The organism is Streptomyces sp. NPDC104831, from assembly GCF_055583025.1.
Genome location: NZ_JBVJOT010000073.1, coordinates 1 through 23,846 on the forward strand (window position 1 = coordinate 1; position 23,846 = coordinate 23,846).

19 protein-coding genes and 1 pseudogene are annotated in these 23,846 nt (G+C 72.9%); 10 read left to right on the forward strand and 10 right to left on the reverse strand.

The features are described 5' to 3' along the window. Positions 1-218 precede the first annotated feature (218 nt). The 8 genes from ACZ63H_RS33880 (at position 219) to ACZ63H_RS33915 (ending at position 8,884) form a co-directional block, all read left to right on the forward strand. Positions 219-1,217 (forward strand): carbohydrate ABC transporter permease, encoded by a 999-nt coding sequence (locus ACZ63H_RS33880; RefSeq protein WP_469871731.1) that lies wholly within the window; start codon positions 219-221, stop codon positions 1,215-1,217. Further along, positions 1,214-2,044: a carbohydrate ABC transporter permease gene (locus ACZ63H_RS33885; RefSeq protein WP_469871733.1), complete on the forward strand. Its 831-nt coding sequence runs from the start codon at positions 1,214-1,216 to the stop codon at positions 2,042-2,044. Before ACZ63H_RS33880 ends, ACZ63H_RS33885 begins: the two co-directional genes overlap by 4 nt. A gap of 7 nt (positions 2,045-2,051) precedes the next feature. Beyond that, the gene (locus ACZ63H_RS33890; RefSeq protein WP_469871735.1) at positions 2,052-3,539 is read left to right on the forward strand and encodes a glycoside hydrolase family 3 protein; all 1,488 of its coding nucleotides are present in this window, start codon (positions 2,052-2,054) and stop codon (positions 3,537-3,539) included. 159 nt (positions 3,540-3,698) lie between these two features. Further along, entirely contained in the window at positions 3,699-4,730 is a 1,032-nt protein-coding gene (locus ACZ63H_RS33895) for a phytanoyl-CoA dioxygenase family protein (protein WP_469871737.1), read from the forward strand. After that, positions 4,727-6,019 carry a DUF6271 family protein gene (locus ACZ63H_RS33900; protein ID WP_469871739.1) on the forward strand — a complete coding sequence of 431 codons (1,293 nt, stop codon included), beginning with the start codon at positions 4,727-4,729 and terminating at the stop codon, positions 6,017-6,019. Before ACZ63H_RS33895 ends, ACZ63H_RS33900 begins: the two co-directional genes overlap by 4 nt. After that, on the forward strand, positions 6,016-7,194 hold the full coding sequence (locus tag ACZ63H_RS33905; RefSeq protein WP_469871741.1) for a type III PLP-dependent enzyme: 1,179 nt from the start codon (positions 6,016-6,018) through the stop codon (positions 7,192-7,194). Before ACZ63H_RS33900 ends, ACZ63H_RS33905 begins: the two co-directional genes overlap by 4 nt. Then, positions 7,191-7,712: a GNAT family N-acetyltransferase gene (locus ACZ63H_RS33910; protein WP_469871743.1), complete on the forward strand. Its 522-nt coding sequence runs from the start codon at positions 7,191-7,193 to the stop codon at positions 7,710-7,712. Before ACZ63H_RS33905 ends, ACZ63H_RS33910 begins: the two co-directional genes overlap by 4 nt. Beyond that, complete coding sequence (locus tag ACZ63H_RS33915; protein WP_469871745.1) at positions 7,712-8,884, forward strand: MFS transporter; 1,173 nt, start codon at positions 7,712-7,714, stop codon at positions 8,882-8,884. Before ACZ63H_RS33910 ends, ACZ63H_RS33915 begins: the two co-directional genes overlap by 1 nt. 67 nt (positions 8,885-8,951) lie before the next feature. Here ACZ63H_RS33915 and sbnA read toward each other — a convergent pair whose 3' ends face one another. From sbnA to ACZ63H_RS33955, 8 genes are all read right to left on the reverse strand, one after another. After that, the gene (gene sbnA / locus ACZ63H_RS33920; RefSeq protein ID WP_469871747.1) at positions 8,952-9,977 is read right to left on the reverse strand and encodes a 2,3-diaminopropionate biosynthesis protein SbnA; all 1,026 of its coding nucleotides are present in this window, start codon (positions 9,975-9,977) and stop codon (positions 8,952-8,954) included. 37 nt (positions 9,978-10,014) lie between these two features. Beyond that, entirely contained in the window at positions 10,015-11,085 is a 1,071-nt protein-coding gene (gene sbnB / locus ACZ63H_RS33925) for a 2,3-diaminopropionate biosynthesis protein SbnB (protein WP_469871749.1), read from the reverse strand. Beyond that, positions 11,082-12,086 carry a TauD/TfdA family dioxygenase gene (locus ACZ63H_RS33930; RefSeq protein WP_469871751.1) on the reverse strand — a complete coding sequence of 335 codons (1,005 nt, stop codon included), beginning with the start codon at positions 12,084-12,086 and terminating at the stop codon, positions 11,082-11,084. The genes sbnB and ACZ63H_RS33930 overlap by 4 nt, the downstream gene beginning before the upstream one ends. Before the next feature lie 42 nt (positions 12,087-12,128). Then, positions 12,129-15,410 (reverse strand): non-ribosomal peptide synthetase, encoded by a 3,282-nt coding sequence (locus tag ACZ63H_RS33935; protein ID WP_469871753.1) that lies wholly within the window; start codon positions 15,408-15,410, stop codon positions 12,129-12,131. Between the two features lie 11 nt (positions 15,411-15,421). After that, complete coding sequence (locus ACZ63H_RS33940) at positions 15,422-18,010, reverse strand: Pls/PosA family non-ribosomal peptide synthetase (protein ID WP_469871755.1); 2,589 nt, start codon at positions 18,008-18,010, stop codon at positions 15,422-15,424. Positions 18,011-18,311: 301 nt separating this feature from the next. Further along, positions 18,312-18,905 (reverse strand): hemerythrin domain-containing protein, encoded by a 594-nt coding sequence (locus ACZ63H_RS33945; RefSeq protein WP_469871757.1) that lies wholly within the window; start codon positions 18,903-18,905, stop codon positions 18,312-18,314. Positions 18,906-18,915: 10 nt separating this feature from the next. Next, positions 18,916-20,115, reverse strand: a complete 1,200-nt coding sequence (locus ACZ63H_RS33950) for a hypothetical protein (RefSeq protein ID WP_469871759.1) — start codon at positions 20,113-20,115, stop codon at positions 18,916-18,918. Positions 20,116-20,194: 79 nt separating this feature from the next. Beyond that, positions 20,195-20,479, reverse strand: coding sequence for a hypothetical protein (locus ACZ63H_RS33955; protein ID WP_469871761.1), 285 nt, complete (start codon positions 20,477-20,479; stop codon positions 20,195-20,197). A gap of 89 nt (positions 20,480-20,568) precedes the next feature. Here ACZ63H_RS33955 and ACZ63H_RS33960 point away from each other — a divergent pair. Both ACZ63H_RS33960 and ACZ63H_RS33965 read left to right on the forward strand, forming a co-directional pair. Continuing rightward, positions 20,569-20,790: pseudogene (locus ACZ63H_RS33960) on the forward strand (DUF2071 domain-containing protein); the annotation flags it as partial. A gap of 141 nt (positions 20,791-20,931) precedes the next feature. Beyond that, on the forward strand, positions 20,932-21,564 hold the full coding sequence (locus ACZ63H_RS33965; RefSeq protein WP_469871763.1) for a hypothetical protein: 633 nt from the start codon (positions 20,932-20,934) through the stop codon (positions 21,562-21,564). A gap of 324 nt (positions 21,565-21,888) precedes the next feature. On the opposite strand, the gene ACZ63H_RS33970 is transcribed toward ACZ63H_RS33965, so the two are convergent. Together ACZ63H_RS33970 and ACZ63H_RS33975 are read right to left on the reverse strand one after the other, a co-directional pair. Then, entirely contained in the window at positions 21,889-22,731 is an 843-nt protein-coding gene (locus ACZ63H_RS33970; RefSeq protein ID WP_469871765.1) for a carbohydrate ABC transporter permease, read from the reverse strand. Beyond that, a complete protein-coding gene (locus ACZ63H_RS33975; RefSeq protein ID WP_469871767.1) occupies positions 22,728-23,687 on the reverse strand; it encodes a carbohydrate ABC transporter permease in 960 nt (319 codons plus the stop codon). The genes ACZ63H_RS33970 and ACZ63H_RS33975 overlap by 4 nt, the downstream gene beginning before the upstream one ends. Positions 23,688-23,846 lie beyond the last annotated feature (159 nt).

Below are 23,846 nucleotides of genomic sequence, written 5' to 3' on the forward strand. Positions count from 1 at the left end.
ACCACCCACCCCGCCGCCCCCCCCCCCCCCCCCCCCCCGGCCCCCCCCCCCCCCCCCCCCGCCGCCCCCCCCCCCCCCCCACCCCCCTCCCCCCACCCCCCCCCCCCCCCCCCCGCCCCCCCCCCCCCCCCCCCCCCCCCCCCCCCCCGGCCCACACCTGTGCCGTGCCACGGGTACGGCCCTGGTGTTTCGTACGGCCACGGAAGAGATGGCAACTCATGTCAGTGCAGACCGAAGGCACGGACACGGCCGGGGAGCCCGCTGTCCGCAAGGCCCGGGTGCCGGCCTCGCCACGAGGTGACGACCGCACCCTCGGGGCCCCGTCCCGGCGCCGCGCCGCCGCCCCCTACCTGCTCCTGCTGCCCGCGCTGCTGGCCACCCTGGTGCTGCTCGGCTGGCCGCTGCTGAAGAACGGCTTGCTGTCGTTCCAGAACCTGAACCCGCGGCAGCTCATCCAGCACCTCACCGAGTGGAACGGCGTCGACAACTACCAGGAGGTGCTGTCCGCCGGGGATTTCTGGCGCGTCGTCGAGCGCTCCGTCGTCTTCACCGCCGTCAACGTCGCATTGATCATGTTGCTTGGCACCCTGACCGGGCTGCTGCTGGCCCGGCTCGGCAAGCGGATGCGGCTGCTGCTCCTGATCGGCCTCGTGCTCGCCTGGGCCATGCCGATCATCGCGGCCACCACCGTCTACAAGTGGCTGTTCGCCCAGCGCTTCGGCGTCGTCAACTGGGTGCTGGACAAGCTCGGCTGGCACTCCATGGCCGACCACAACTGGCTCCAGACGCAGTTCTCCACCTTCGCCGTGGTCACGCTGCTGCTCGTGTGGCAGTCCATCCCCTTCGTGGCGATCAACCTCTACGCCGCCACCACCACGATCCCCCGGGAGCTGTACGAGGCCGCCTCCCTGGACGGCGCCGGCGCCTGGAAGGGCTTCACCTCGGTGACCCTGCCCTTCCTGCGGCCCTTCCTGTACGCCACGACGTTCCTCGAAGTCATCTGGATCTTCAAGGCGTTCCCGCAGATCTTCGCGATGAACGAGGGCGGCCCGGACCACCTCACCGAGACCCTGCCGATCTACGCCTATGTGGAGGGCGTCGGCAACCAGCACTTCGGAGTCGGCGCGGCGATCTCCTTCCTGACCATCCTGGTGCTGCTCGCCATCACCTCGTACTACCTGCGCATGGTGCTCAAGCAAGAGGAGGACGAGCTGTGAAGCGCTCGCTCTTCGGCCGTATCTGGCCCAACGCGACCGCCGTCGTCCTCTTCGTCGGCTTCGTGTTCCCCGTGTACTGGATGTTCGCCACGGCCTTCAAACCGACCGGCGACATCATCTCCGACGACCCGGTGTGGTTCCCCACCGACGCCACCCTGGAGCACTTCAAGACGGCCGTCGACGCGGACCACTTCTGGACGCTGGTCCTCAACTCCGTCACCGTCACGCTCCTGTCGGTCGCGTTCTCCCTCGTCATCGCCCTGTTCGCCGCCTTCGCCCTGACCCGGATGCGGTTCAAGGGCCGGCGCGGTCTCATCGTGACGTTCATGCTGGCGCAGATGGCCCCCTGGGAGGTCCTCATCATCGCCATCTACATGACCGTCCGCGACAACGACATGCTCGACAGCCTGGTCCCGCTCACCGCCTTCTACACGATGATGGTGCTGCCGCTGACCATCCTGACGCTGCGCGGCTACATCGCCGCCGTGCCCAAGGAGCTGGAGGAGTCGGCGATGGTCGACGGCTGCACCCGCGTGCAGGCCTTCCGCAAGGTGATCTTCCCGCTGCTCGCGCCCGGCCTGATGGCGACCTCGCTGTTCGGCTTCATCACCGCCTGGAACGAGTTCCCGCTCGTCCTGATCCTCAACAAGTCCGCCGAGAAGCAGACCCTGCCGCTGTGGCTGTCGCAGTTCCAGACCGCCTTCGGCGACGACTGGGGCGCCACCATGGCCGCGTCGTCCCTCTTCGCGCTGCCCATCCTGATCCTCTTCATCTTCCTGCAACGCAAGGCCGTCAGCGGTCTGACCGACGGCGCCGTGAAGGGATGACGCCCCGATGACCACCATCGCCCCCGGCACCGACACCCTCACCCGCAACGCCCTCGCGGTGCTCCAGCCCGGCTTCGACGGCACCACCGCCCCCGACTGGGTGCGCCGCCGCATCGACGAGGGCCTGGCCTCCGTCGCCCTGTTCGGCCGCAACGTCGTCAGCGAGGAGCAGGTCACCGCGCTCACCGCGCAACTGCGCGCCGCACGCGAGGACCTGCTGGTCGCCATCGACGAGGAGAGCGGCGACGTCACCCGCCTCGACGTGCGCACCGGCTCCGCCTTCCCCGGCAACCACGCCCTCGGCGCCGTCGACGACCCCGGCCTCACCCGGGCCGTCGCCCGCGAACTGGGCCGCCGCCTGGCCGCCTGCGGCGTCACCTTCGACTGGGCGCCCTCCGCCGACGTCAACGCCGACCCGGACAACCCCGTCATCGGCGTCCGCTCCTTCGGCGCGAGCCCCGACCTGGTCGCCCGGCACACCGCCGCCTGGGTGGAGGGCCTGCAGTCCACCGGCGTCGCCGCCTGCACCAAGCACTTCCCCGGGCACGGCGACACCAACGTCGACTCCCACCACGCCATCCCGCGCATCGACGTGGACGCCGACACCTTCTACGAGCGCGAACTGCCCCCGTTCCGCGCGGCCATCGCCGCCGGCACCCGGGCGATCATGAGCGCCCACATCCTGGTGCCGGCCCTCGACCCGGACCGCCCCGGCACCCTGTCCCCGCGCATCCTCACCGACATGCTGCGCGGCGAACTCGGCTACCGGGGCCTGATCGTCACCGACGGCATCGAGATGCGCGCCATCTCCGGCACCTACGGCCTGAACCGGGGCGTGGTCCTCGCGATCGCGGCCGGCGCCGACGCCATCTGCGTGGGCGGCGGACTGTGCGACGAGGCCACCGTGCTCGGCATGCGCGACGCGCTCGTCACCGCCGTACGCTCCGGCGAACTGCCCGAGGAACGGCTCGCCGACGCCGCCGCCCGGGTGCGCGACCTGGCCGCCTGGACCGCCGCGCACCGCGACGACGCCCTGAGGACCGTCCCCGACCCGGAGGTCGGCCTGGCCGCGGCCCGCCGCGCGCTGACCGTGACCCGCGCCGGCGCCGCCGCACCGGTCACCGCTCCGGTGTACGTCGCCCGGTTCAACCCGGCCCCGAACATCGCCGTCGGCGACGAGACCCCCTGGGGCGTCGCCGACGAACTGGAGCGGCTGCTGCCCGGCAGCACCTCCGGCACCTTCGGCGGCGACGGCGCGGGAGCCGCCGCCCTCGCCGCGGCCGGCGGGCGCCGGATCGTCGCCGTGGTCCGCGACGAGCACCGGCACGCGTGGATGCGCTCCGCGCTCGACACCCTGCTCGCCGCCCGGCCCGACACCGTCGTGGTCGAGATGGGCCTGCCGCAGGCCCCGCCGCGCGGCACCCCGCACATCGCCACCTACGGCGCCGCCCGCGTCTGCGGCGCGGCCGCCGCCGAGGCCGTCCTCGCCGGCTGACCTCCCCCACCCCGGCCGCCCGCCACCCCGGCGGGCGGCCGTCCTCCGTGCTCCTTCCGCGCTCCGGTGGCCCTTTCGCGCCCTGGCGCTTGCCACCGGCACATGTCTCACGTCCGACCCGCAGGTGTAGTCGTCCCGATCACCCCGGAGTGTGAACGCATGCCCGAGCCCGCCCCCTACCTCCACCGAGCGGCGACCGGCCGCCCCTACTTCAGCGCCGACGGCGAGACCTACCTCGCCCCGACCCCGCTGCGCGACATCGAGAAGACCGAGCCGCTGCGCGTGCTGTCCGAGGAGGACTTCGCCTTCTGGCAGACCTACGGCTACGTCGTCGTCCGCGAGGCCATCACGCCCGGCGAGGCCAAGGCCCTGCTCGACTTCGCCTGGGAGTTCCAGGGCCTCGACCCCGACCGCCCCGACACCTGGTACGAGGAACCCGAGTTCCGCTCCGAACTCGACCGGCACCTGTACATCTACGGCTTCGTCGAGGCGTACCACCACCAGCTGATCTGGGACAGCCGGCAGAACCGGCGGGTCTACGACGCCTTCGTGGACGTGTGGGACAGCCCCGAGCTGTGGGTCACCCTGGACCGGCTCAACCTCAACCCGCCCAACATACGCACCCGTTCCCGCTCCCTGATCGAACCCACCGACGAGGGCTTCGACATCGAGCTGCACTGGGACGTCGACTCCACCCGCGCCGTGCTGCCCCAGCGCGTCCAGGGCATCATCGCGCTCACCGACACCCGGCCCGACCTCGGCGGCTTCCAGTGCGCGCCGGAACTCTTCCGCCGCTTCGAGGAGTGGCGCCTGGCCCAGCCGCCCGGCCGCGACCCGGTCCGGCCCGCGATCGACCGCGCCGAGTTCCCGGTGGTCCGCCCCGACCTCCAGCCCGGCGACCTGCTGATCTTCAACGGCATGCTCGCCCACGGCGTGGCGCCCAACCTCTCCGACAACGCTGTCCGGGCCGTCCAGTACCTGTCGATGATGCCCGCGCTGGAGGGGCACACCGCCCTGCGCGAGGCCCGTGTGCACTCCTGGCGCACCCTGGACACCCCCGACTGGAACGCCACCCTGCTCGGCGACGCCCGCCGGCCGGAAGCCCTCCGCTACGGCCCCGCCGAACTGAACGACCTGGGGCGCAGGCTGCTGGGGCTCGACTCCTGGGCCGCCGCGGAAGGGGACCGGTGAACCGCGTCTGCCTCGCCCTGCCCACCAACCGCGCCTGCTCCGCCACCATCACCGCCCTGCACGCCGAAGCCGTCCACGCGGTGCGGAACTTCGGCGTGGAGGTCCGGCTGCTGATCCTGGACTCCGCCGACGACCGCACCCGGGCCGCCCACGCCGGCACCGTCGCGGCCCTGCCCCCGGAGCCGGGCGTGACCGTCCACCACCTCGACGAGGAACGCCAGCGCGCCTCGCTGCGCGGCATCATCCTGAGCTCCGGCCTGCCCGAGCCGGACCGGCTGCTCGACCTCATGCTGCCGCCCGCCGTCTCCTACGGCGCCTGCACCAACCGCGCCTTCCTGCTGGCCGCCTCGCTGGGCTGCCACTCCGTGCACCGCAGGGACTCCGACAGCACCTACCAGAGCCACGCCGGGCAGCCGGTGTTCCCCGTCCACCACGAGCTGCCCTGGCTCGGCCGGCCCGCCGCCGAGGCCGCGGCATCCGTCACCCGCACCGACCTCGACCCGGCCCTGGCCCACCGCCCGGTGTCGCTGGCCGGGGCGTCCTTCATCGGCGAACTCTCCGTGGACATCGCCGAGATACGGCGGCTGGACGAAGGCGTCTACCACGACGTGGTCGGCCTCTGGGCGCCCGGCGACTGGCCCGAGGACCGCCGGCGCGCGCTGGTCGAGGAGTCCTTCACCGGCGCGGGCACCGACCCCTTCACCGGCGACCACTCGACCCTCACCGTGGTCGACCCGATGCGCGTGGACATGTGCAACATCGCCTTCGACCGGGCGGTGTACGAGCGGGTCCCGCTGCCGCCGGCCACCGACACCATCGGCAGCGACTACTTCCTCCTGCACCTCGTCCACGACGCGGGCCTGCCCGGCATCCTGCACAACCGCCACATCGAGAACTTCCACACCCCCGAACGCCGCACCGACACCGGCTTCCCCGCCTACCAGCGGCGGTTCGTGAAGTTCCTGCTGTCGATGCTCTACTTCCACCACGTCTACGACCGCATGGCCGCCGAAGGCCCCGCCGGCCTCCTGGACTCCGGTCACCGGGTCCGCCCCGAACGGATCGTGCGCCTCCTGCGCGAGAGCACGGCCCTGGACCGCGCCGAGAACGTCTGGCGTCTGGACCGCGTGGACACGGCCTACCGCAAGCTGGGCGGCAGATACGCCGCGTTCGCCGACCGGCTCGCCGTGGAGCGGGAGGAGCTGCTGGACCGGGCGGCACGGGACATGGAGGACTTCGCCCTCCTGACCGAGGCATGGCCGGCGCTGATCGAGGCGGCCCGCGCATGAGCGTCCCGAACCGTCGCGACCAGCCACGGGAGACCGACCGGATCGTCTACGACCTCACCGGGATCGAGCGCCAATACGACGCTCTATTGCGCGAGTTGCCGGGAGTGGACATCCGCTTCGCCCTCAAGGCATGCCCCGTGGACGGCGTCCTGCGCTGCCTGGCGGACCGCGGCGCCGGCTTCGACGCGGCGAGCCCCGCCGAGATCAGGCAGGCACTGCGTACCGGCGCCCCCGCCGACCGCGTCCACTACGGCAACACCATCAAGTCCGACCACGACATCGCCGAGGCCCACCGCCTGGGTGTCCGCACGTTCGCCACCGACAGCCTCGAAGACGTCGCGGCGATCGCCGCACACGCCCCCGGCGCCCGGGTGTTCTGCCGGCTGGCCACCAGCGGCCAGGGCGCCCTGTGGGGCCTGAACCGCAAGTTCGGCTGCGGTCCCGACGACGCCGTCCGGATCATGACCGCCGCCCGCGCGGCCGGCCTCGTCCCGGCCGGGCTGTCCGTGCACGTCGGCTCCCAGCAGATGACCGGCGAGGCGTGGCAGCAGGCCCTGGACACCCTCGCCGCGACACTGGCCGAGCTGGCCGGGCGGGGGATCGTACCGGACCACGTCAACCTCGGCGGCGGCCTGCCCGCGCTCGGTTACCTGGACCGGCGCGGCATCCCGCTCGACCCGCCGCTGGACAAGATGTTCGCCGTGCTCCGCGAGGGCATGGAACGCCTGACCGGCCTGGCCGCCGCCCCGCTCCGGTTCCTCCTGGAGCCGGGCCGGCACCTGGTCGCCGACCACGGGACGGTCCGGGCGCACGTGGTACGGCTGACCGAGCGGACCGGCCCGGACGGCTCGACCACCCGCTGGCTGTACCTGAGCGCGGGCAAGTTCAACGGCCTGTACGAGATGGACCAGGTGACCCACCCGCTGGTCTTCCCGGGGCGGGAGACCGAGGACCACGTGCCCGCCGTCGTCGCGGGCCCCACCTGCGACAGCGACGACGCCTACGGCGGCGGCCGGCACCCGGTGCCCGTCCCCCGGGCCCTCGCCTCCGGCGACCCGGTGTGGATCCGCTCCGCCGGCGCCTACGCCCCCAGCTACACGACCCAGGGCTTCAACGGCATCCGCCCGCTGCCGTGCGTGTGCGTACGCGGCCCGGAAGGACTCCCACTGACATGAACGACCTCATACGGGGCATCACCGAGGCCGACTGGCCCCGGCTGGCCGCCCTGGAGAGCGAGGCGTACGCGGACCTCTCCCTCGCCGAGGGCGAGGAACTGCTGCGTTCACGGGCCCGCGCCTCGGTCGGCACCTGCTTCGTCCTCGAACACGACGGGGTGCCGGCCGGCTATGTCCTCGCCCTGCCCTACCCCCGCTTCCGCTGCCCCGCGCTGGGCAGCCCGGAACAGGCCGCCCACGACACCGCCAACCTGCACCTGCACGACATCGTCGTCAGCGCCCCGCTGCGCCGCCGGGGTCTCGGCACCCGGCTGGTCCGCCACCTGACCCGGACGGCCGGCGAACGCGGTTTCACCACCCTCTCGCTGGTCGCCGTCGGCGACAAGGAGCCGTTCTGGCGGGCGCAGGGCTACCGCGCCCACCCGTCGGCCCCGGTCCCGCCGGAGTACGGCCGGGGCGCGGTCTACATGTCGGCGCCGGTGACCGCCGCGGCCCGGCCGCACCGGGAGGCGGTGTGATGCCCGGGACGTCCTTCGCGCGCGCCAAGTGGTCCATCGCCGCGCTGTTCTGCTTCCTCGGCTTCCAGTACGGCACCTGGATCGCCCGGCTGCCCGCGCTGAAGTCCCGGCTGGACCTCGGCGCCGGCGAGGTGGGGCTGCTGCTGATGGCCTGCGGGGCGGGCGCGGCGGTCTCCTTCCCGCTGGTCGCGGTGCTGATGCGGCGGCTCGGCTCGCGGTGGCTGTCCCTGGTGTCCGCCGCCGCCCTGATCGCCGTACTCGCGGCCCTGTCCGCCGTGCCGAACTACCCGCTGGCGCTGCTCGCCGTGGCCGCCGACGGGGTCGCGGTCGGCTGTCTGAACGTCGCCATGAACGCGCAGGGCGCCGCGCTGGAGAAGGCGTACGACCGCACCGCCATGTCCCAGCTGCACGCCACCTTCAGCGCCGGCCTGCTCGCCGCCGCGCTGCTGGCCTCCGGTGCCACCGCGCTGACCGGGTCCGTCGCGGCCCACTTCGCCGTCGCGGGCGCGCTGCTGCTGCTCCTGCTCGGCGGCGCCCGGCCGGGCCTGCTCGCGCACGAGGAACCGGCCCCCGCCGCCGAGGAGGGGCCGAAGCGGCGCGCCCGGCGCGGGCTGCCCTCCGGTACGACCCTGCTCATGGGCTGTGCCATGGCGTTCGGCACGATCACCGAGGGCGCGATGAACGACTGGTCGACGCTCTACATGAAGGACGTCGTCGAGGCGTCGGCGAGCGTCGCGCCGCTCGGCATCGCGGTCGTCTCCGTGATGATGCTGCTGGCCCGGGTGTGCGCGGACCGCTGGCGCACCCGCTGGGGCGACGGGCGCGTGGTGCGCACCGGCAGCGCGGTGGCCGCCGTCGGACTCGCCCTCGCCCTGCTCGCCGGGGGAGTGGTCCCCACCCTGCTCGGCTTCGCCTGCGTCGGCCTCGGGGCCGCCGCCGTCACCCCGTGCGTGTACGTGGCGGCGGCCGAACACGGCTCGGACGCCCTCGCCCTGGTCGCCGCGATGGGCACCACCGGGCTGCTGGGCGGCCCGGCCCTGATCGGCTTCGTGGCGAGCGCCGCGAACCTCACCGTGGGCATGGCGACGGTGGCGGTCTCCGCCCTGATCGTCACGGCGACCGCCTTCCGGATCCCCTGGCGGACCCGGGCGGACGCGCTCGCCGAGACCTGATCCGGACGCCCGCGGGGCCGGGGCCGGACCCGGCCCCGCGGCCCCGGCGCCTCCCGGACGGCCCGTCCTAGGGCCTGCGGCGCCGGCCCGGTGCGCGGGGCGCCGGGTCCTCGTCCCAGGCCGGGGTCTCCAGCCCGGCCGAGTCCAGCAGCTGGTCGCCGTACAGGTCCTGGAGCCAGTTGGTCTGGTACACGGTGTCCAGATAGCGCTCGCCCAGGTCGGGGGCGATGGCCACCGCGGTCAGCTCCCGGGCGTCCCGCCGGGCCAGCCACTGCGTCGCCGCGCTGACCACCGTCCCCGTGGAGCCGCCGAACAGGAAGCCCCGCCGCGCCAGCCGGTGGCAGGTGCGGATGGTGTCCGCCTCCTCCACCCGGATCACCTCGTCCACGTAGGACTCGTCCAGCAGCGGCGGGCGCATGCTCATGCCCAGGCCGGGGATCATCCGGCGGCCGGGCGGGCCGCCGAAGGCCACCGACCCCATGCTGTCCACGGCGACGATCCGCACCGGCCGGTGCCACTCGCGGAAGTAGCGCGCGCAGCCCATCAGGGTCCCGGCGGTGCCCGTCCCGACGAACAGCACGTCGAGGCCCGGGAAGTGGCCGGCGATCTCCGGCGCGGTGGTGCGGTAGTGCGCCCGCCAGTTGCCCGCGTTGGTGTACTGGCTCAGCCACACGTAGCGGTCGTCGGACGCGCACAGCGAACGGACGTACTCCAGCCGGGTGCCCAGGAAGCCGCCGTTCTCGTCCAGGTCGGTCACCACGTGCACATGACTGCCGAGGGCCTCCATCAGCAGCTTGGTCGACAGATTGCACCGGGGGTCCGTCACGCACAGGAACCGGTAGCCCTTGCTCGCCGCGATCATGCTGAGGGCGACGCCCAGGTTGCCGGAGGAGGACTCGACGAGGACGGAGTCCGGCGTCAGCTTCCCCTCCCGCTCGGCGCTCTCCACCATCTCGTTCGCCGCCTTGAGCTTGATGGAGCCGGCGAAATTGAAGCCCTCGCACTTGAGGTAGAGGCGGTATCCGAATATCGACTCCAGATCGACGAAGAGGCTCCCTTCGTTGAACGCGTGGGGAGCGGTGATCACGGGCACGGCAGGCCTCCTGTTGCCAGGGCTGCGGGAAACGGCCTCAGCCGTACCGGCGCAGGTCGTGGAAGAAGTCGTCGACGAGGCGGAGCGCGCCCGCCCGGGCGACCTGGTCGTAGACGAACTTGCCGACGGCCAGGTCGAGGACGCCGAGACCGAAGGGGGAGAAGATCACCGGCTGGTCCTGCGGCGGCGCGGCCCGGCCCAGCATCACGTCGTCGAGGGTGCCGTTGAGGAAGTCGCGGTTGCCGGTGCGCTGCTCGGCCAGGTGCGGGGAGGTGTCCGCCTTCAGGCAGTGCTCCACGTCGTCCACGAAGTTGGCCGAGGCGAGCAGGACCTCGGGGGCGAGGTCGCGCAGCGAGATGTGCAGGACCAGCGGGTTGTGGTCGAACCAGGCCGGGGTCGTGACGTGCGGCCGGCCGGCGACGGTGGCGAAGACCACCAGGTCGCTGGAGCGGATCAGGCCCTCCGCGCTGTCGTGGACGGTGACCGGCTCGGTCGCCCCGCTCTGCCGCAGGTAGCCGCAGAAACCCTCGGTGCTGGCGGCGGACAGGTCGTGCACGCCGATCGCCTCGAAGGTCCAGCCGGTGCGGGCCAGGAAGGTGTGGATGTACCGGGCGATCAGGCCGGTGCCGCAGAACCCGACCCGGGTGGGCCGGGGCCGCTCGCGGCTGAGCCGGTCGGCGGCCAGCGCGGCGGACGCGGCGGTCCGGGTCGCGCTGATGATGGAGCTCTCCAGGCAGGCGAACGGGTAGCCGGTGGAGGGGTCGTTGAGGATGAGCACCGCCGACGCCCGGGGCAGCCCGGCCTCGACGTTCTCCGGGAAGCTGGAGATCCACTTCAGCCCGTCCACGTGGACGGAACCGCCGATGGACGCGGGCAGCGCGATGATCCGGGACGTGGGACGGTCCGGGAAGCGCAGGAAGTACGACGGCGGGTTCACCGACTCGCCCGCGCCGTGCAGCCGGTAGGTGGCCTCCACCAGCTCCACGACCTGTCGCTCGGCCCCTTCCAGGGCCTTCTTCACCTGCTCGCCGGGGATCACCGCGAAGGTCGGCACGGACGGCGGGCCGGAGTCGGCGGCCCGGGCCGTGTGGGGCAGCACATCGGTCATCGTCCGCTCGCCTCCGGGGTGAAGGAGCCGTCGGCCACGCGCCGCGGCTCGGCCATGCCGACCAGGACCCGCCGCTCTCCGGTGAACGGCTCCCTGCTGTGCGCGGTGCGGATGTTGTCCACCAGCAGCACGTCGCCGGCCTGCCAGGGCTCGCGCCGGGTGTGCGCCTCGTACGTGGCGTTCAGGCGCTCCACGACGTCCGCGCCGATCGGGCCGCCGTCGCCGTAGCACGTGTTGAACGGCAGGCCGTCCGGGCCGTACTCGTCCACCAGGTACTCGCGCACCTCCGGGGCGAGGGTCCACTCGTTGAGGAACGCGATCTGGTTGAACCAGCAGCGGCGGCCCGTCAGCGGGTGCCGGACGACGGCGGCGCGGCGCTGCCGGGTACGCAGCGAGCCGTCGCCGAGCCAGGTGGCCTCGATGGCGTTCGCCCGGCAGTAGTCCTCGATCGCGGCGCGGTCGGCGGTGCCGAAGCACTCCTCCAGGGACGCCCCGATCTCGTCGTTGTAGCTGCGGGTCAGCAGCCAGCCCTCCTGCTCGAACCGCCGCGTCAGATCGGCGGGCAGTGCCTCGAGGACCTCCTCGGCGTCGGCCACCGCGGTCGCCCCGCCCGTCTCGGGCGGGGTCAGGCACGCGAAGAGCATCAGGCCGGGCACCCGCAGCCGGTAGCTCAGCTCGTGGTGCATGCACATCGGCTGGTTGGCCGGCCACGGCGTGGAGGAGTACAGCCCGGAGCCGACGGCCTCGCGCGGCGCGAACGCCTCCGTCTCCGCCATCGGCTCGCCCGCCAGCCGGGTGAGGACGGCACCGGCCTGCTCGGGGTCCGTCAGGCCGAGGCCGCGCACGAGCAGCGCCCCGTGCTCGGTGACCCGCGCGCGCAACGCCTCGCGGTGCTCGGCGGCCCAGCGCGCCGCGTCGTCCGGCGCGGCGACGCGCAGCATCGCCGGTCTGTCCGGCCGCAGCTCCACGTCGAGCGGTGCTGCCAGGGATGAGGACGGCATCTCGGTTTCCTTTCCGGTCGCCCGTCGGATGGGGACGGGCCCTCAGGTGGAGGCCAGGGGCACGGCCGCGGTCAGGACGGCCCGCGCCGTCCCGGCCGGGCGCGTGCGCGGGAAGTAGTGGCCACCGTCGGGCAGCTCGTGCAGCTCGACGTGGTCGGCCAGCAGCCGCCAGTCCCGGTGGCGTTCGGCGTAGCCGGCCGTGTGCGGGTCGTCGGCGGCCACGACCACCGTCACCGGCGCGGACAGCCGGACCGGCGGCGGGGAGGCGAGGGCCGCCAGCAGGTAGCGGTGCGCGGACACGCAGTCGTGCCGGTAGGCGGCGCCGATGCGCTCGGCGTGCCGCTCGTCGAGTTCGGCGAGTTCGGGATAGCCGCTGTCCGCGGCCAGCCGCGCCGCGATCTCCGCGTCACTGCCGCGGGTCAGCTCGGCGACGGCGGCGCCGCGCTCGGCCGCGGTGCCGAGCAGTTGCGCGCCGAGGAACACCCGGGTCACCCGCACGCCCCGCTCCTGGAGCCGGCGGGCCGTCTCCAGGGCGGGGGCGGCGCCCGAGGAGTGCCCCCAGAGCATGACCCGGGTCAGGCCGCGCGCGGTGATCTCGGCGGTGACGCGCTCGGCCACCTCGGCGATCGACGCGAACGGCTCCCGCCCGTCCGCCAGGTCGTGCCCGGGCAGGTCGACGGCGAGCACCGCCGGGCCGCCGGCCAGTGCCGCCGCCATCGGGCGGTAGTTGACCGCGTTGCCGCCCGCGTACGGGAAGCACACCAGCGCGCCGTCCTGGGGGTCGCCCGCCTCCGACAGCGGTTGCAGCAGCTCCGGGCGCGACCGGGCGGCGCCGTCGAGGAGGGCGGCCAGGTCGGCGAGGACCGGGTGCCGGGTGATGTCCTTCAGGGAGACCGCCCGGTCCAGCGCGACGCTGAGCTTCACGGCCGTCAGGGAGGTGCCCCCGGAGTCGAAGAAGTGGTCCGTACGGCCGATCCGTTCCTCGGGCACGCCGAGCAGCTCCGCCCACACCGCCGCCAGCCGCCGCTCGGCGGGGCCGAGTGCCCGCGCGTCCCCGGCGGCGCCGTCCGGCGGCGCGGCCGGCCCGGTCCGCTCCGCCAGCGCGGTCAGCGCCTTGCGGTCGATCTTGCCGTTGGCGGTCAGCGGAAGGCTCTCCCGCCAGTGGAAGGCCGAGGGGACCATGTAGGCGGGCAGCGCCGCCGCGACCGCCTCGCGCAGCGTCCCGTCCGTAAGCCGCCGCCCGGTGTGGAAGGCGATCAGGTGCTTGTTGCCGCCGCCCCGCTCCGCGACGACCACCGCGCCGTCGCGCACCCCGTCCACCCGCAGCAGGGTGTTCTCGATCTCGCCGATCTCGATGCGGAAGCCGCGGATCTTCACCTGGTTGTCCCGGCGGCCGAGGAACTCCAGCTTGCCGCCGGGGTGCCAGCGGCCCCGGTCGCCGCCCAGGTAGAGCCGCTCACCGGGGCGGTACGGGTCCGTCCGGTACGCCTCCCGGGTCCGCTCGGGATCGTTCACGTACCCCCGGCCCACACAGACGCCGGAGAACGCGATCAGCCCCGGGGCGCCCAGCGGCACCAGTGCCAGGTGCTCGTCGACGACGTACACGCGGACGTTGTGGACCGCGCGGCCCAGCAGCACCCGCTCCGGCACGCCGTCCAGCACCTCGTGGTTGGTGTCGTCCGAGGTCTCGGTCAGCCCGTAGGCGTTCAGCAGCCGGATCCCCGGCTGGAGCGCGAACCAGCGCTGCGCCAGCTCCCGCTTCAGCGCCTCCCCGGTCACCGACACGCACCGCAGGTCCGGCAGCGCGCGCGGATGCTGCTCCAGGTACGCGCACACCACCTCCAGGTAGGAGGGCACCACCTGGGCCACGGCGACCCGGCCGCGCGCCAGCGTGTCCACGAACCGCTCCACGTCCACGATCACGTCCTGGCCGACCAGCAGCGTCCGCCCGCCGGTCATGAGCGCGGACAGCAACTGCCACAGCGAGATGTCGAAGCACTGCGGGGCGGTCTGCGCCACCACCGAGTCCTCGCCGATCCCCAGGTCGTCGATCTTGGCGTACAGGTGGTTGAGCAGGCCCGCGTGCTCGCACATCGCCCCCTTCGGCTCCCCCGTGGAGCCGGAGGTGAAGTAGATGTACGCCAGCCGGCCGGGCTCGATCGCGAGTCCGGGGTCGGTCTCGGGGTGCCCTTCCCCGTACGCGGTCTCCACCGGCAGCTTCCCGGCCCCCGGCACGGCGGCCAGCGCCTCGTCCAGGTTCCGCGTACCGCCGGACTCGGTGAGCACCAGCCGGCAGTCCGCGCGGGTCAGCATGGCCGCGATCCGCCCGGCCGGGAAGTGCGGTTCGACGGGCAGGTAGACGCCGCCCGCCTTGAACACCGCCAGCGTCGCCGCCAGCCAGTCGAGATCGCGCTCGGTGACGACGGCGACCACGTCCTCCGGGCCCACTCCGCGCGCCAGCAGCGCGTGCGCCAGCCGGTTGGCGCGAGCGTTCAGCTCTCCGTACGTCCACGCGCGCCCGCCGTGCACGGCGGCCACCCGGTCCGGATGCGCCCGTGCCCGCCGCTCGAACACCTCGTGCGCGCGGGCGTCCGGCAGCTCGCGGTGGGGCCCCGCCAGCCCCTCCAGCTGTTCGCGCACCTCCTCGGCCGACAGCAGGCTCTGCTGCCCGTGCTCGGCGTCCGGGGCGGCCGCCAGCAGCGCGACGGCCCTCAGGTGGTAGCCGCCGACGCGGGCGGCGGCAGCGGAGTCCAGCACGTCGGCGCGGTGCCGCAGCCGCAGGACCAGGCGTCCGCCCCGGTCGTACCAGCGCAGGTGCAGCACACCCTCGTCGGCGTGCGTCCCGCCGGCCGCGCCGCGGGGGCTCCCGTCGGCGCCCAGGGGCCCGAACACCACCTCGTACGGCGGCTCGGTCAGGCCCAGTTCGCGGCGCAGCCCGGCCACCGGGAACTCGCGGTGGGCGAGCACCTCCGCCTCGGCGCGCTCGGCGGCCGACACCAGGGCCCGCCAGGACCCCGGCGGGACGGTCAGCCGGCACGGCAGCGGCTCGCCGCGCACCCCGGCGGTGTACCCGGTCACCACCTCCGGCTCGCCGGACAGCGCGGCCAGCACCTTGGCGTGCGCCGCCAGCAGCACCGCGCTGAGCGGGAGGCCCGAGCGCCGCACCAGGGCGCGCACCGCGGCCGTCACGTCCTCCGGGACCGCCGTCTCCTGCTCCCGCCACCCCGGGGCCGGCTCCGGGGCCCAGCGCGGCACGGTGGTCGCGCCGCCGGCGGTCAGCACCCGGCTCCAGTACTCCCGGCCGGCTTCCACGCGCGTTTCCATGGTGACCTTCCTCAGCTGGTGGCGGCCGTGGCGGCGCCGGTCGTCTTCGGGGCCCGGACGGGCACGGGGGGCCCGCCGCCGGCCTCGGGCATGTCCACGGCCGGGTTGCCGCCCCACCGCGCGCCCGGGGGGACTTCCTCGCCCTTCATCAGGAAGGAGTCGGGGGCCAGCACCGCGCCGTCGCCCATGGTCACGCCGTAGTGCACGTGGGCGGCGACGCCCAGCGTGCAGCGGGCGCCGACCGTGACGCCGTCGGACTTGAAGGTGCCGTCCTCCTGCGAGTGGCACTGGATCTTGCTGCCGACGTTGAGGGTGCACTCGTCGCCGATCGAGGCGAGGGTCCGTTCGGTGATGAAGCAGCCGTCGTCGAACACCCGCTTGCCCATCCGCACGCCCAGCAGCCGCCACACCAGGGCCTTGAACGGGGTGCCGTTGTAGATGTTCAGGTACTGCACCGGAACCTTCCACAGGCGCTCGTGCAGCCAGAAGTTCCGGTCGTAGATGGAGCACAGCTGGGGACGCAGCGGACGGAACCGGGTCGCGCAGCGCTCCAGCAGGACGTAGTACGCGGTGGACAGCAGCAGCGTCAGCGCCAGGTACAGGGCGATCACCACATGGCCGACCACGCCGTAGAACTCCACGGAGACCAGAGCGAACAGCGTCAGCAGGAACACGTGCAGCCAGCGCGCGAACAGCATCCACGCCATCGACAGCAGGTTGTAGCGGTTCTTCGCCCGCAGGTGGCGGCGCAGCTCGTCGCCCGTGCGCAGGTGGTCGAACCGGGCGTCGCGCTCCACCGAGCGGGGTATCTCGAAGCACGGCGAGCCGAGCAGTCCGACGTTCGTGCGCGTCTCGCCGTCGAGCGGCACCAGCACCTTGGTCGCCAGCAGGCAGTTCTCCCCGGTCCGTCCGCCCGCCGGATAGGCGATGTTGTTGCCCAGGAAGTTACGCGGCCCGATCGCCACCCGGGTCAGCCGGAAGGAGGTGCTGGAGTACTCGGCGTTCGCCAGCGACAGTCCGTCGGCCACCATCGTCCCGGTGCCGACGGTGACCAGGAACGGCGTCTCGTGCTGCACCTCGGTGCCGAAGTTGGACCCGGTCTGCTCGACCCGTGACAGGTCGTAGCCGAGCCGGCGGAGGTAGTACACGATGTACGAGCTGTCGCCGAACAGCCAGGTGAAGAACTTGATGTTGGTGAGGCGGGCCGCCGCGCGGTGCAGCGTGTACTGCAGTCCGTACAGCGGATAGACCCGGTCGGGCCGGACCAGCAGGCGCAGCAGCCGCGGCACCGTGTACAGCGCGACGATCCCCGCGCCGACGAAGCCGAAGAACACGGTGAGCGAGACCGCCAGCGCGTCGGGTATCAGCTCCGGCCGGCTCAGCGACGCCGTCTGCGGATCGAGCCGCTTGCCGATCGCCGGTATCCCGGTGAACACCATGTACACCCCGCCGAGCGCGATGGGGATGTAGACGAACAGCAGTTGCAGCAGCGTGAGGGTGCCGTACCAGGCCCGGCGCAGGGTGCCGCACCGGGCGGGCGGGACCCGCACGTGGTCCACCTCGGTGGGCTCGGCCGGGGAGCCGTGCCAGCGCTCGCCGTCCGGGACCGCCTGGCCGCGGTGCAGTGCGGAGGAGTGCCCGAGCTGGGCGTCGTCACCCAGCGAGGTGTCGATGTCCAGGACGGTCTTCTCGCCGACGAACGCGTTCCGGCCGAGCGTGACCCGGCCGGTCTGGATGCGGCCGGCCGAGGCCCGGTAGCCCAGGAAGAAGGACTCCTTGCGGATCACCGTCCCCGCGCCGATCGTCAGCAGGTCGGTGCAGACCGGGACCGAGCGGGAGAGGATCGTGACGCCTTTTCCGATCCGCGCGCCGAGCGCCCGCAAATACAGCACATACAGCGGGGTGCCGACGAGGAGCACCATCGGATTGGCGTGCAGCAGCACCTTCACGAGCCAGAAACGCACATACGCCAGTCCCCAGAGGGGAAACTCGCCTGGTTTCCACCGGCCGACGAGCACCCATTTCCCGAGGACGGGAAAGGCGCACAGCGTGAAGAAGGCGACGCTTCCGAACAGCAGCGAACGCAGATAGACACCGCCCGGGCCGGAACCCTCGGAGATCCACTCGAATCCGCCGGCGGCTATGTATCCGTAGAAGAGCGAGTAGACCAGGAACGCCAGCAGCTGGAACGCGCCGCACGCGTGGTGGTGCAGCGGATTCACCCGGGCCGCCGGAGCCGGCGCCGGTGCCGCCGCCGGTACGGGGGCGGGGTCCGCCGGGGTGTCGCCGTCGGGGGAGGCCGGTGCCAGCGCCTCGGCCAGGCCGCGGATCGTGGGGTGCCGGTAGATGTCCCGTATGGAGGGGGAGGGCAGGTCCGGTATTTTCCGCAATCGGGCGCAGAACTGGGCCATGACGAGGGAATTGGCACCCAGATCGGTGAAGAAGTGGCTGTCGGCCGGAACGTGGTCGACCTCCACGAGTTCGGCCAGTGCCGCCGCGAGTTTCCTTTCGGTCTCCGCCCTGGCCGGGACATCGTCGCTCAGGGGGACGGCGGCTTCGTCCGGCCCGGATATAGGGACCTCGGAGGACTGCTCCACCATTCGATCTCCTGAGGGACGTATGGATCGCCTGTGCCGTCCGGATCTTTTGCGATCACGAACCGCCGTTCTCAGTCTGGCGAGCCGGACCGCACCCTGCCACTCAACGAAGACCGCCGTGCCCGCGGGAAAAGGGGCCCGGCACCGCGCACTCCCGGTTTCCCGCACCGCCGTCCCCCTGCGCTTCACCCGATCGGCGGGCCCCGGACGCAGCAACGGCGCCCGGGAACGACGGCCGGGAACGACGGCCGGGGCCGGCCCCCGACGGGACCGGCCCCGGCTCGCGCGCCCGAGGGGGCGGCGGTCAGCCGTCCTTGCCCATGGTCCTGCGCACCATGTCCTTCGTGCGGTCCATCAGCGCGGCCACCGGCCCGAGCGCCAGGTTCTTCGCCGCGGACTCCACACCGGGGTGCGGATGCGTGGGCGCCATGGCCTCGGCTGCCTTGACGGCCTTGGCCATGGCGGCGAGGTTGGTGACGTCGGTGCTGCGCCGGATGTGCGTGAACTCGTAGCGTTCCTCGGCCCGCGCGTGCTCCTGGACGTCCGTGCGCAGCCGCATCAGCCGCGGCAGGAACTCCGGGGCGTCGGTGTCCATCCCGTCCAGCGCGGCCAGCTCCTCCTTGGCGGCCCGTTCCTCCGCGAGCCGGTCCTCGACGACCTGCTCGCCGCCGGGCACCCCGTGCCGCACGAAGGGGTGGACGACCTCCTCCTCGGCGGTCTCGTGCACGGCCAGCAGCCGCACCAGCCGCCGGAACGCGTCGCGCCGCTCGTCCCCGGTCGCGGCCTCCACCTCGTCGAAGAGGTTGCGGATGTCACCGTGCTGGCGCATCAGCAGCGCCACCACGTCCGTGTCCTCGGCCCCGTCGTCACCGGCCTGCGGAGTGTGCAGCTCGGACATGTCGGCTCCCTCACTTCTCGCGCATACGGGGGTCTGGGTGCTCGCCCTCGGACTGGACGCGGTACTCGCGGCCGAACATCGCGTCGTGCTCCGCCATCACCCGCTCGTTCGGCGGCTCCTCGCCGCCGTGGATCCGCTCCTGCATCTTCTCGAAGCGCTCGTGCGCCTCGCGCACGTAGCCCGCGCCGAGCGTCGTCAGGTCCATCTGGGTGTCCAGCAGGTTCCGCAGGTACTGCTTGTTCGGTTCGAACGTCAGCACGTTCGGCAGCTCCGGCGCGAGGACCTCCTGCGGCTCCCGGCCGTCGTAGCGGCGCATCATGTCGCAGGCCGTGTGCAGGTGCTCCAGCTCCATGTTCAGGTGCAGCTCCCAGATCGCCCTGACCCTCGGGTCGCTCTCCTGCTCCATGAAAGAGTAGTAGAGGTAGCACTCGTTGTACTCGTGGTTGACCAGCTGCTCCCACCAGGTCTCGCCCGGGTCCACCAGGGACTCGTAGTGGGTGACGTGCTCCTCCTCGATCAGCCCGATCTCCTGGTACAGCTGCCGCGCGATCGGCTCCATGTAGGTGGGGCCGGTGTTCATGTAGAAGTTCATGGTCTGCTGCTCCGTCGACATGATCGTCAGCGCGTGCAGCTTCGACAGCGGGCTCGCGACCGCCTTGTCGTAGGGGTCGCGGACGTTGTCGTACGGGTCGCGGTGATGGAACTTGGTGGGCCGGCCCGGCATGACCTCGGTCAGGTTGTCGACGATCGACTCCGCCTTGCGGTGCTCGATCATCTCGTACAGGTTCGCGTACCGGTACAGGTGGTCGAAGTCCTCCAGGACCCCGAACTCGTACGCCTGCTTCAGGTACGGGTCCGGCTCCATCCGCGCCACCCACGCCGTCAGGTCCACCGCGACCTGCTCGTAGGCGATGGTCGTCTCCAGCACCGAGGAGACACCGGGCAGCAGCCAGTTGACCACCTTCTGCTGCTGCGCCTCGATGTAGCGGGTGCGGGCCAGCTGCCGCTTCACCTCCGGGTCGGCCGTGTTGCGGGCGAGCTGATGGCTGAAGAGGATCGCCTCCACCTCGATGCCGTTCATCGTGATGACGCGACATCGGGTGTACGGGTCACAGCGGTCGGGGTCGATCGGCTGCACGTTCAGCTCGCGCCAGTTGCGCACCTGACGGTCCAGCGGGATGCCCCGCTGCTCCAGGGGATCGAAGGTCATGGAGGCCACTCCTGTGACGGTTCGGGGGCGGTGGGGCGCCCCCGTCGCCGCGCCGCGGCCGAGCGTCAGGGCGCCGGACTCATGCTTCAGCCGGACGGCCGCCCCGGCCACCGCCCACGCCCGGACGGCCGTGGGCTTCCTCCCTTCGTGCGAGTCCCTGGGCTGTTCGCGCGGCCCCGGACCGGCGCGCCCGCCCCCGCCGTTTCCGCCACGCTGGTGAGGGGACCCGAGCGGCGTGGCAGCGTACGAGGCGGAGCAGCGGGTGCGGCTGGTCGTGGACGAGTACGGTCCTCAGGCCGGTCTCCGGGAACGTGGGCGGCCCGGGCGGCTTGGCCGGCACGCCGGCCGGGCGGACGTCCGCCATCACGAAAGGGGTGAACCCCACCCAGGCGCCGCCGTCGCGCCGCAGAGCCGTACCACCGCGGCGCCCTCCAGGTCACCCGGAGCGGGGAGGCCGTCCGCTACACCGGCCGCAGGCGGTCCGGCCACGGCTCCTACCGGCCGGCCGTCCGCCCCGGCGACCCGGTCGAGCGGCCCACCGAGCGGGACGTCCGGCCGGCCTCGCGCCGGCGGGCGTACCCCCGCCGGCGCGGCCTGCCGTGGGAGACACCCGTGGCACACGAACCCCGGCCGCCGGCTCGCGCCGCCATCGGGGAACCGGAGGAGACCCTGACCGCCGGGGCGGGCCTGCCGGCCCCCGCCGGCGAGCCCGTCGACCACTTCTCGGAGGGAGTCCGCCATGTGCGGAGGGGAGCCTCGCCGCCCTGCCCGCCGACGCGCCGAGACCGGGCGGACCGGCGCCGCGGGAGCCCGCGGATGAGCCGCGTCCGCCCGCCGGGCGCGCGGAGACTGCGCTTCGAGGGCTGGATCGCGGGCCTGGGCACCGCCTCCGGCACCCGTGTCGTGCTCGGCCACTGGCAGCGGTCGCCGTTCGGCGCGTTCAGCGACGTGATGCTGGAGCACCCGGACGGCGAACGGCTGCTGCTGGCGCCGACGCCGGAGACGGCGGCCTTCGTCGAGGCCACCTACGTCTTCGACACCGTCCGCGTCGCACCGGTGCGGGTCGGCGTGTCGGGCGGCACCTGGACCGTCGGCGCGGGCCCGCTCCGGCTGTGCTTCACCACCGGGCGGCGACGGCCGCTGGGCCTGCTGCTGCGGGCCGTGCCCGGCGCGCTCGCCCGCCGTCCGGCGTGGAGCGCGCTCACCGACCGGCCGGCCCGCCTGCTGCTGTCCGGCGTGCGCACCCGGGGCAGCGCCCGGCCGGGCCGCCGCGAGTGGTACGGCGCACGGGACCTGCGCCCGGTGCGCGCGCTCACCGCGTCCTTCGCCGGCACCGACCTCGGTGTCCTGGCACCGGTCGAACCCCCCGTCCGCTTCGGATTCGGCTCGGTGCCGAGGCGGCCGTCGCTCACCCGGGTCACGACGACGGTGGAGCTCGGCGCGGGGTGAGGGACGACCGGCCGGGGTCCGGCAGACCCCGCGCGGGCAGGCACCGCGGACAGGACACCGGACCGGGAGCCGGGGCGCGCGGTGGCGCACGGCGCCTTCGACGTGGCGGGCGGGCCGTGGCCGCGGGCGCACTCGCGCCGCTTCGAGGGGGTATGGGCCGGAGACCGCCGTGCGGCTCCGGATGACGACGGGCGGGCCGTCGGCCCGCTCCGGCCTCGCCCGGACCGACGCGGCGGCGGACCCCGGGGGAGCGGCCCACGTCCGCCGCGCCGGCACGGGCACCGCGCCGGCCCTGCCGGCCGTCGACCGGCGGGGCCCCACGGGTCACTTCGTCGCGCCCTGGGCGAAGCCGTTGTAGATGTAGCGCTGGAGGAAGAGGAAGACGACGAGGGTCGGCACGATCACGAGGATCGTTCCGGCCGAGATGTTCTCCCAGTGCGCGCCGAACGGGCCCTTGAAGCGGAACAGCGCGGTGGAGATGGTGCCGAGGTCCTCGGACGGCATGTAGAGGAAGGGGATGTAGAAGTCGTTGTACACGGTGATCCCCTTGATGATGACGACCGTGGCGATCGCCGGCTTCAGCAGGGGAAGGATGATCTTCCAGTAGATGGTGAGGGAGTTGGCCCCGTCCAGCCGCGCGGCCTCGTCCAGCGACACCGGGATGCCGCGGATGAACTGCAGGAAGATGTAGATCGACACGATGTCGGTGCCCATGTACAGCAGGATCGGCGCCCAGATGGTGTCGAACAGCCCGAAGCTGTTGACCACTTGGAAGGTCGCCACCTGGGTGGTGACCCCGGGCACCAGGGTGGCGATCAGGAACAGCGCCATGACGGGCTTCTTCGCCCGGAAGTGGAAGCGGTCGATGGCGTACGCGGTCATCGACCCGATGAGCACCGTGCCGGTGATGGAGAACAGCAGGATGACGGTGGTGTTGACGAAGGCGGACAGCATCTTGCCGTCGTTGAACGCCGTCACGTAGTTGCCGAAGTTCAGCCAGTCGCCCGGCAGCGACAGCGCACCGCCGTCCGCCACCTCCTCGGAGGTCTTCAGGGAGGTCAGGAAGACGACGGCGAGCGGCACCAGCACGACCAGCGAGGCGACGATCAGCGACAGGTAGGTCAGCGCGGGGCCGATCCGGCGGCGGGCGGGCAGGGGCGAGGTCATACGAGGTCCACCTTCTCGTCGGGCACGAGGCGGCGCTGGATCCAGGTGATCAGCAGGATGATCAGCAGCAGGACGACGGCGGCGGCCGAGGCCAGACCCGTCTTGTTGAACTGGAAGGCGAGCTTGACCGTCTGGATGACGAACGTCGTCGTGCCGGTCGCGCCGCCGGTCATGATGTAGGGGATCTCGAACACCGACAGCGAGCCGGAGACCGCCAGGATGACGCTCAGGCTCACCACCGGCCGGATGCTCGGGGCGATGATGTGCCGGAACTGCTGCCAGCGCGAGGCCCCGTCGAGCTGGGCGGCCTCGTACAGCTCCGCCGGGATCGACTGGATGGCGCCGAGGAACAGCACGAAGTTCAGCCCGGTGAACCGCCAGACGGACACCCCGGCCAGGGAGGTGTTGGCCGACTCGGGATCGCCGAGCCAGGCGTGGTCGGAGCCGGCGCCGAACCAGGACAGCACCGAGTCGAGCGTGCCGCCGTCCTGGAAGAAGTACAGGAAGACGAAGCCGATGGCCACGCCGTTGATCAGGTAGGGGAAGAACAGGATCCCCTTGAACAGGTTGCGGAACCGCAGGTCGAAGCTGAGCACGGTCGCGAAGTACAGGGCGATCACGATCTGCACGGCCGAGGCGGCGAGGTAGTAGAAGCTGACGAAGAACACCCGGAACAGCTCGGGCCGGGTGAGGATCTGCTCGTAGTTGTCGACGCCGGTGAAGTGGCGGTCGGGGCTGACGCCGTCCCAGTCGGTGAAGCTGTAGTAGATCATGTTCCCGACCGGCACATAGGTGAACGTCACCAGCAGGGCCAGGGGAACGGCCAGGAACAGCCAGGGGGTCAGCCGGCGCAGCACGCGGCCGCCTCGGCGGCCGCCGTCCGGGGCGGGCGCCCTGCCGGGCGATGCGGCGGCGCGGGGCACCTTGGCGGGCGCCGTGTGGGTCGTCTCGGTCATCTCGGCCTTCCGTCTGCGCGGGGATGGGGCGCGGCGGCGGGCCCCGTCCGGTGCGGACGGGGCCGGCGGCGGCGTCCGGTCGAATCGGTCGGGTCCGGCGCCGGTCGGGAACCGGCGGCCCGGGACCGGCGCCGGCCGGGGGCGGCCGGTCCGGTCCGG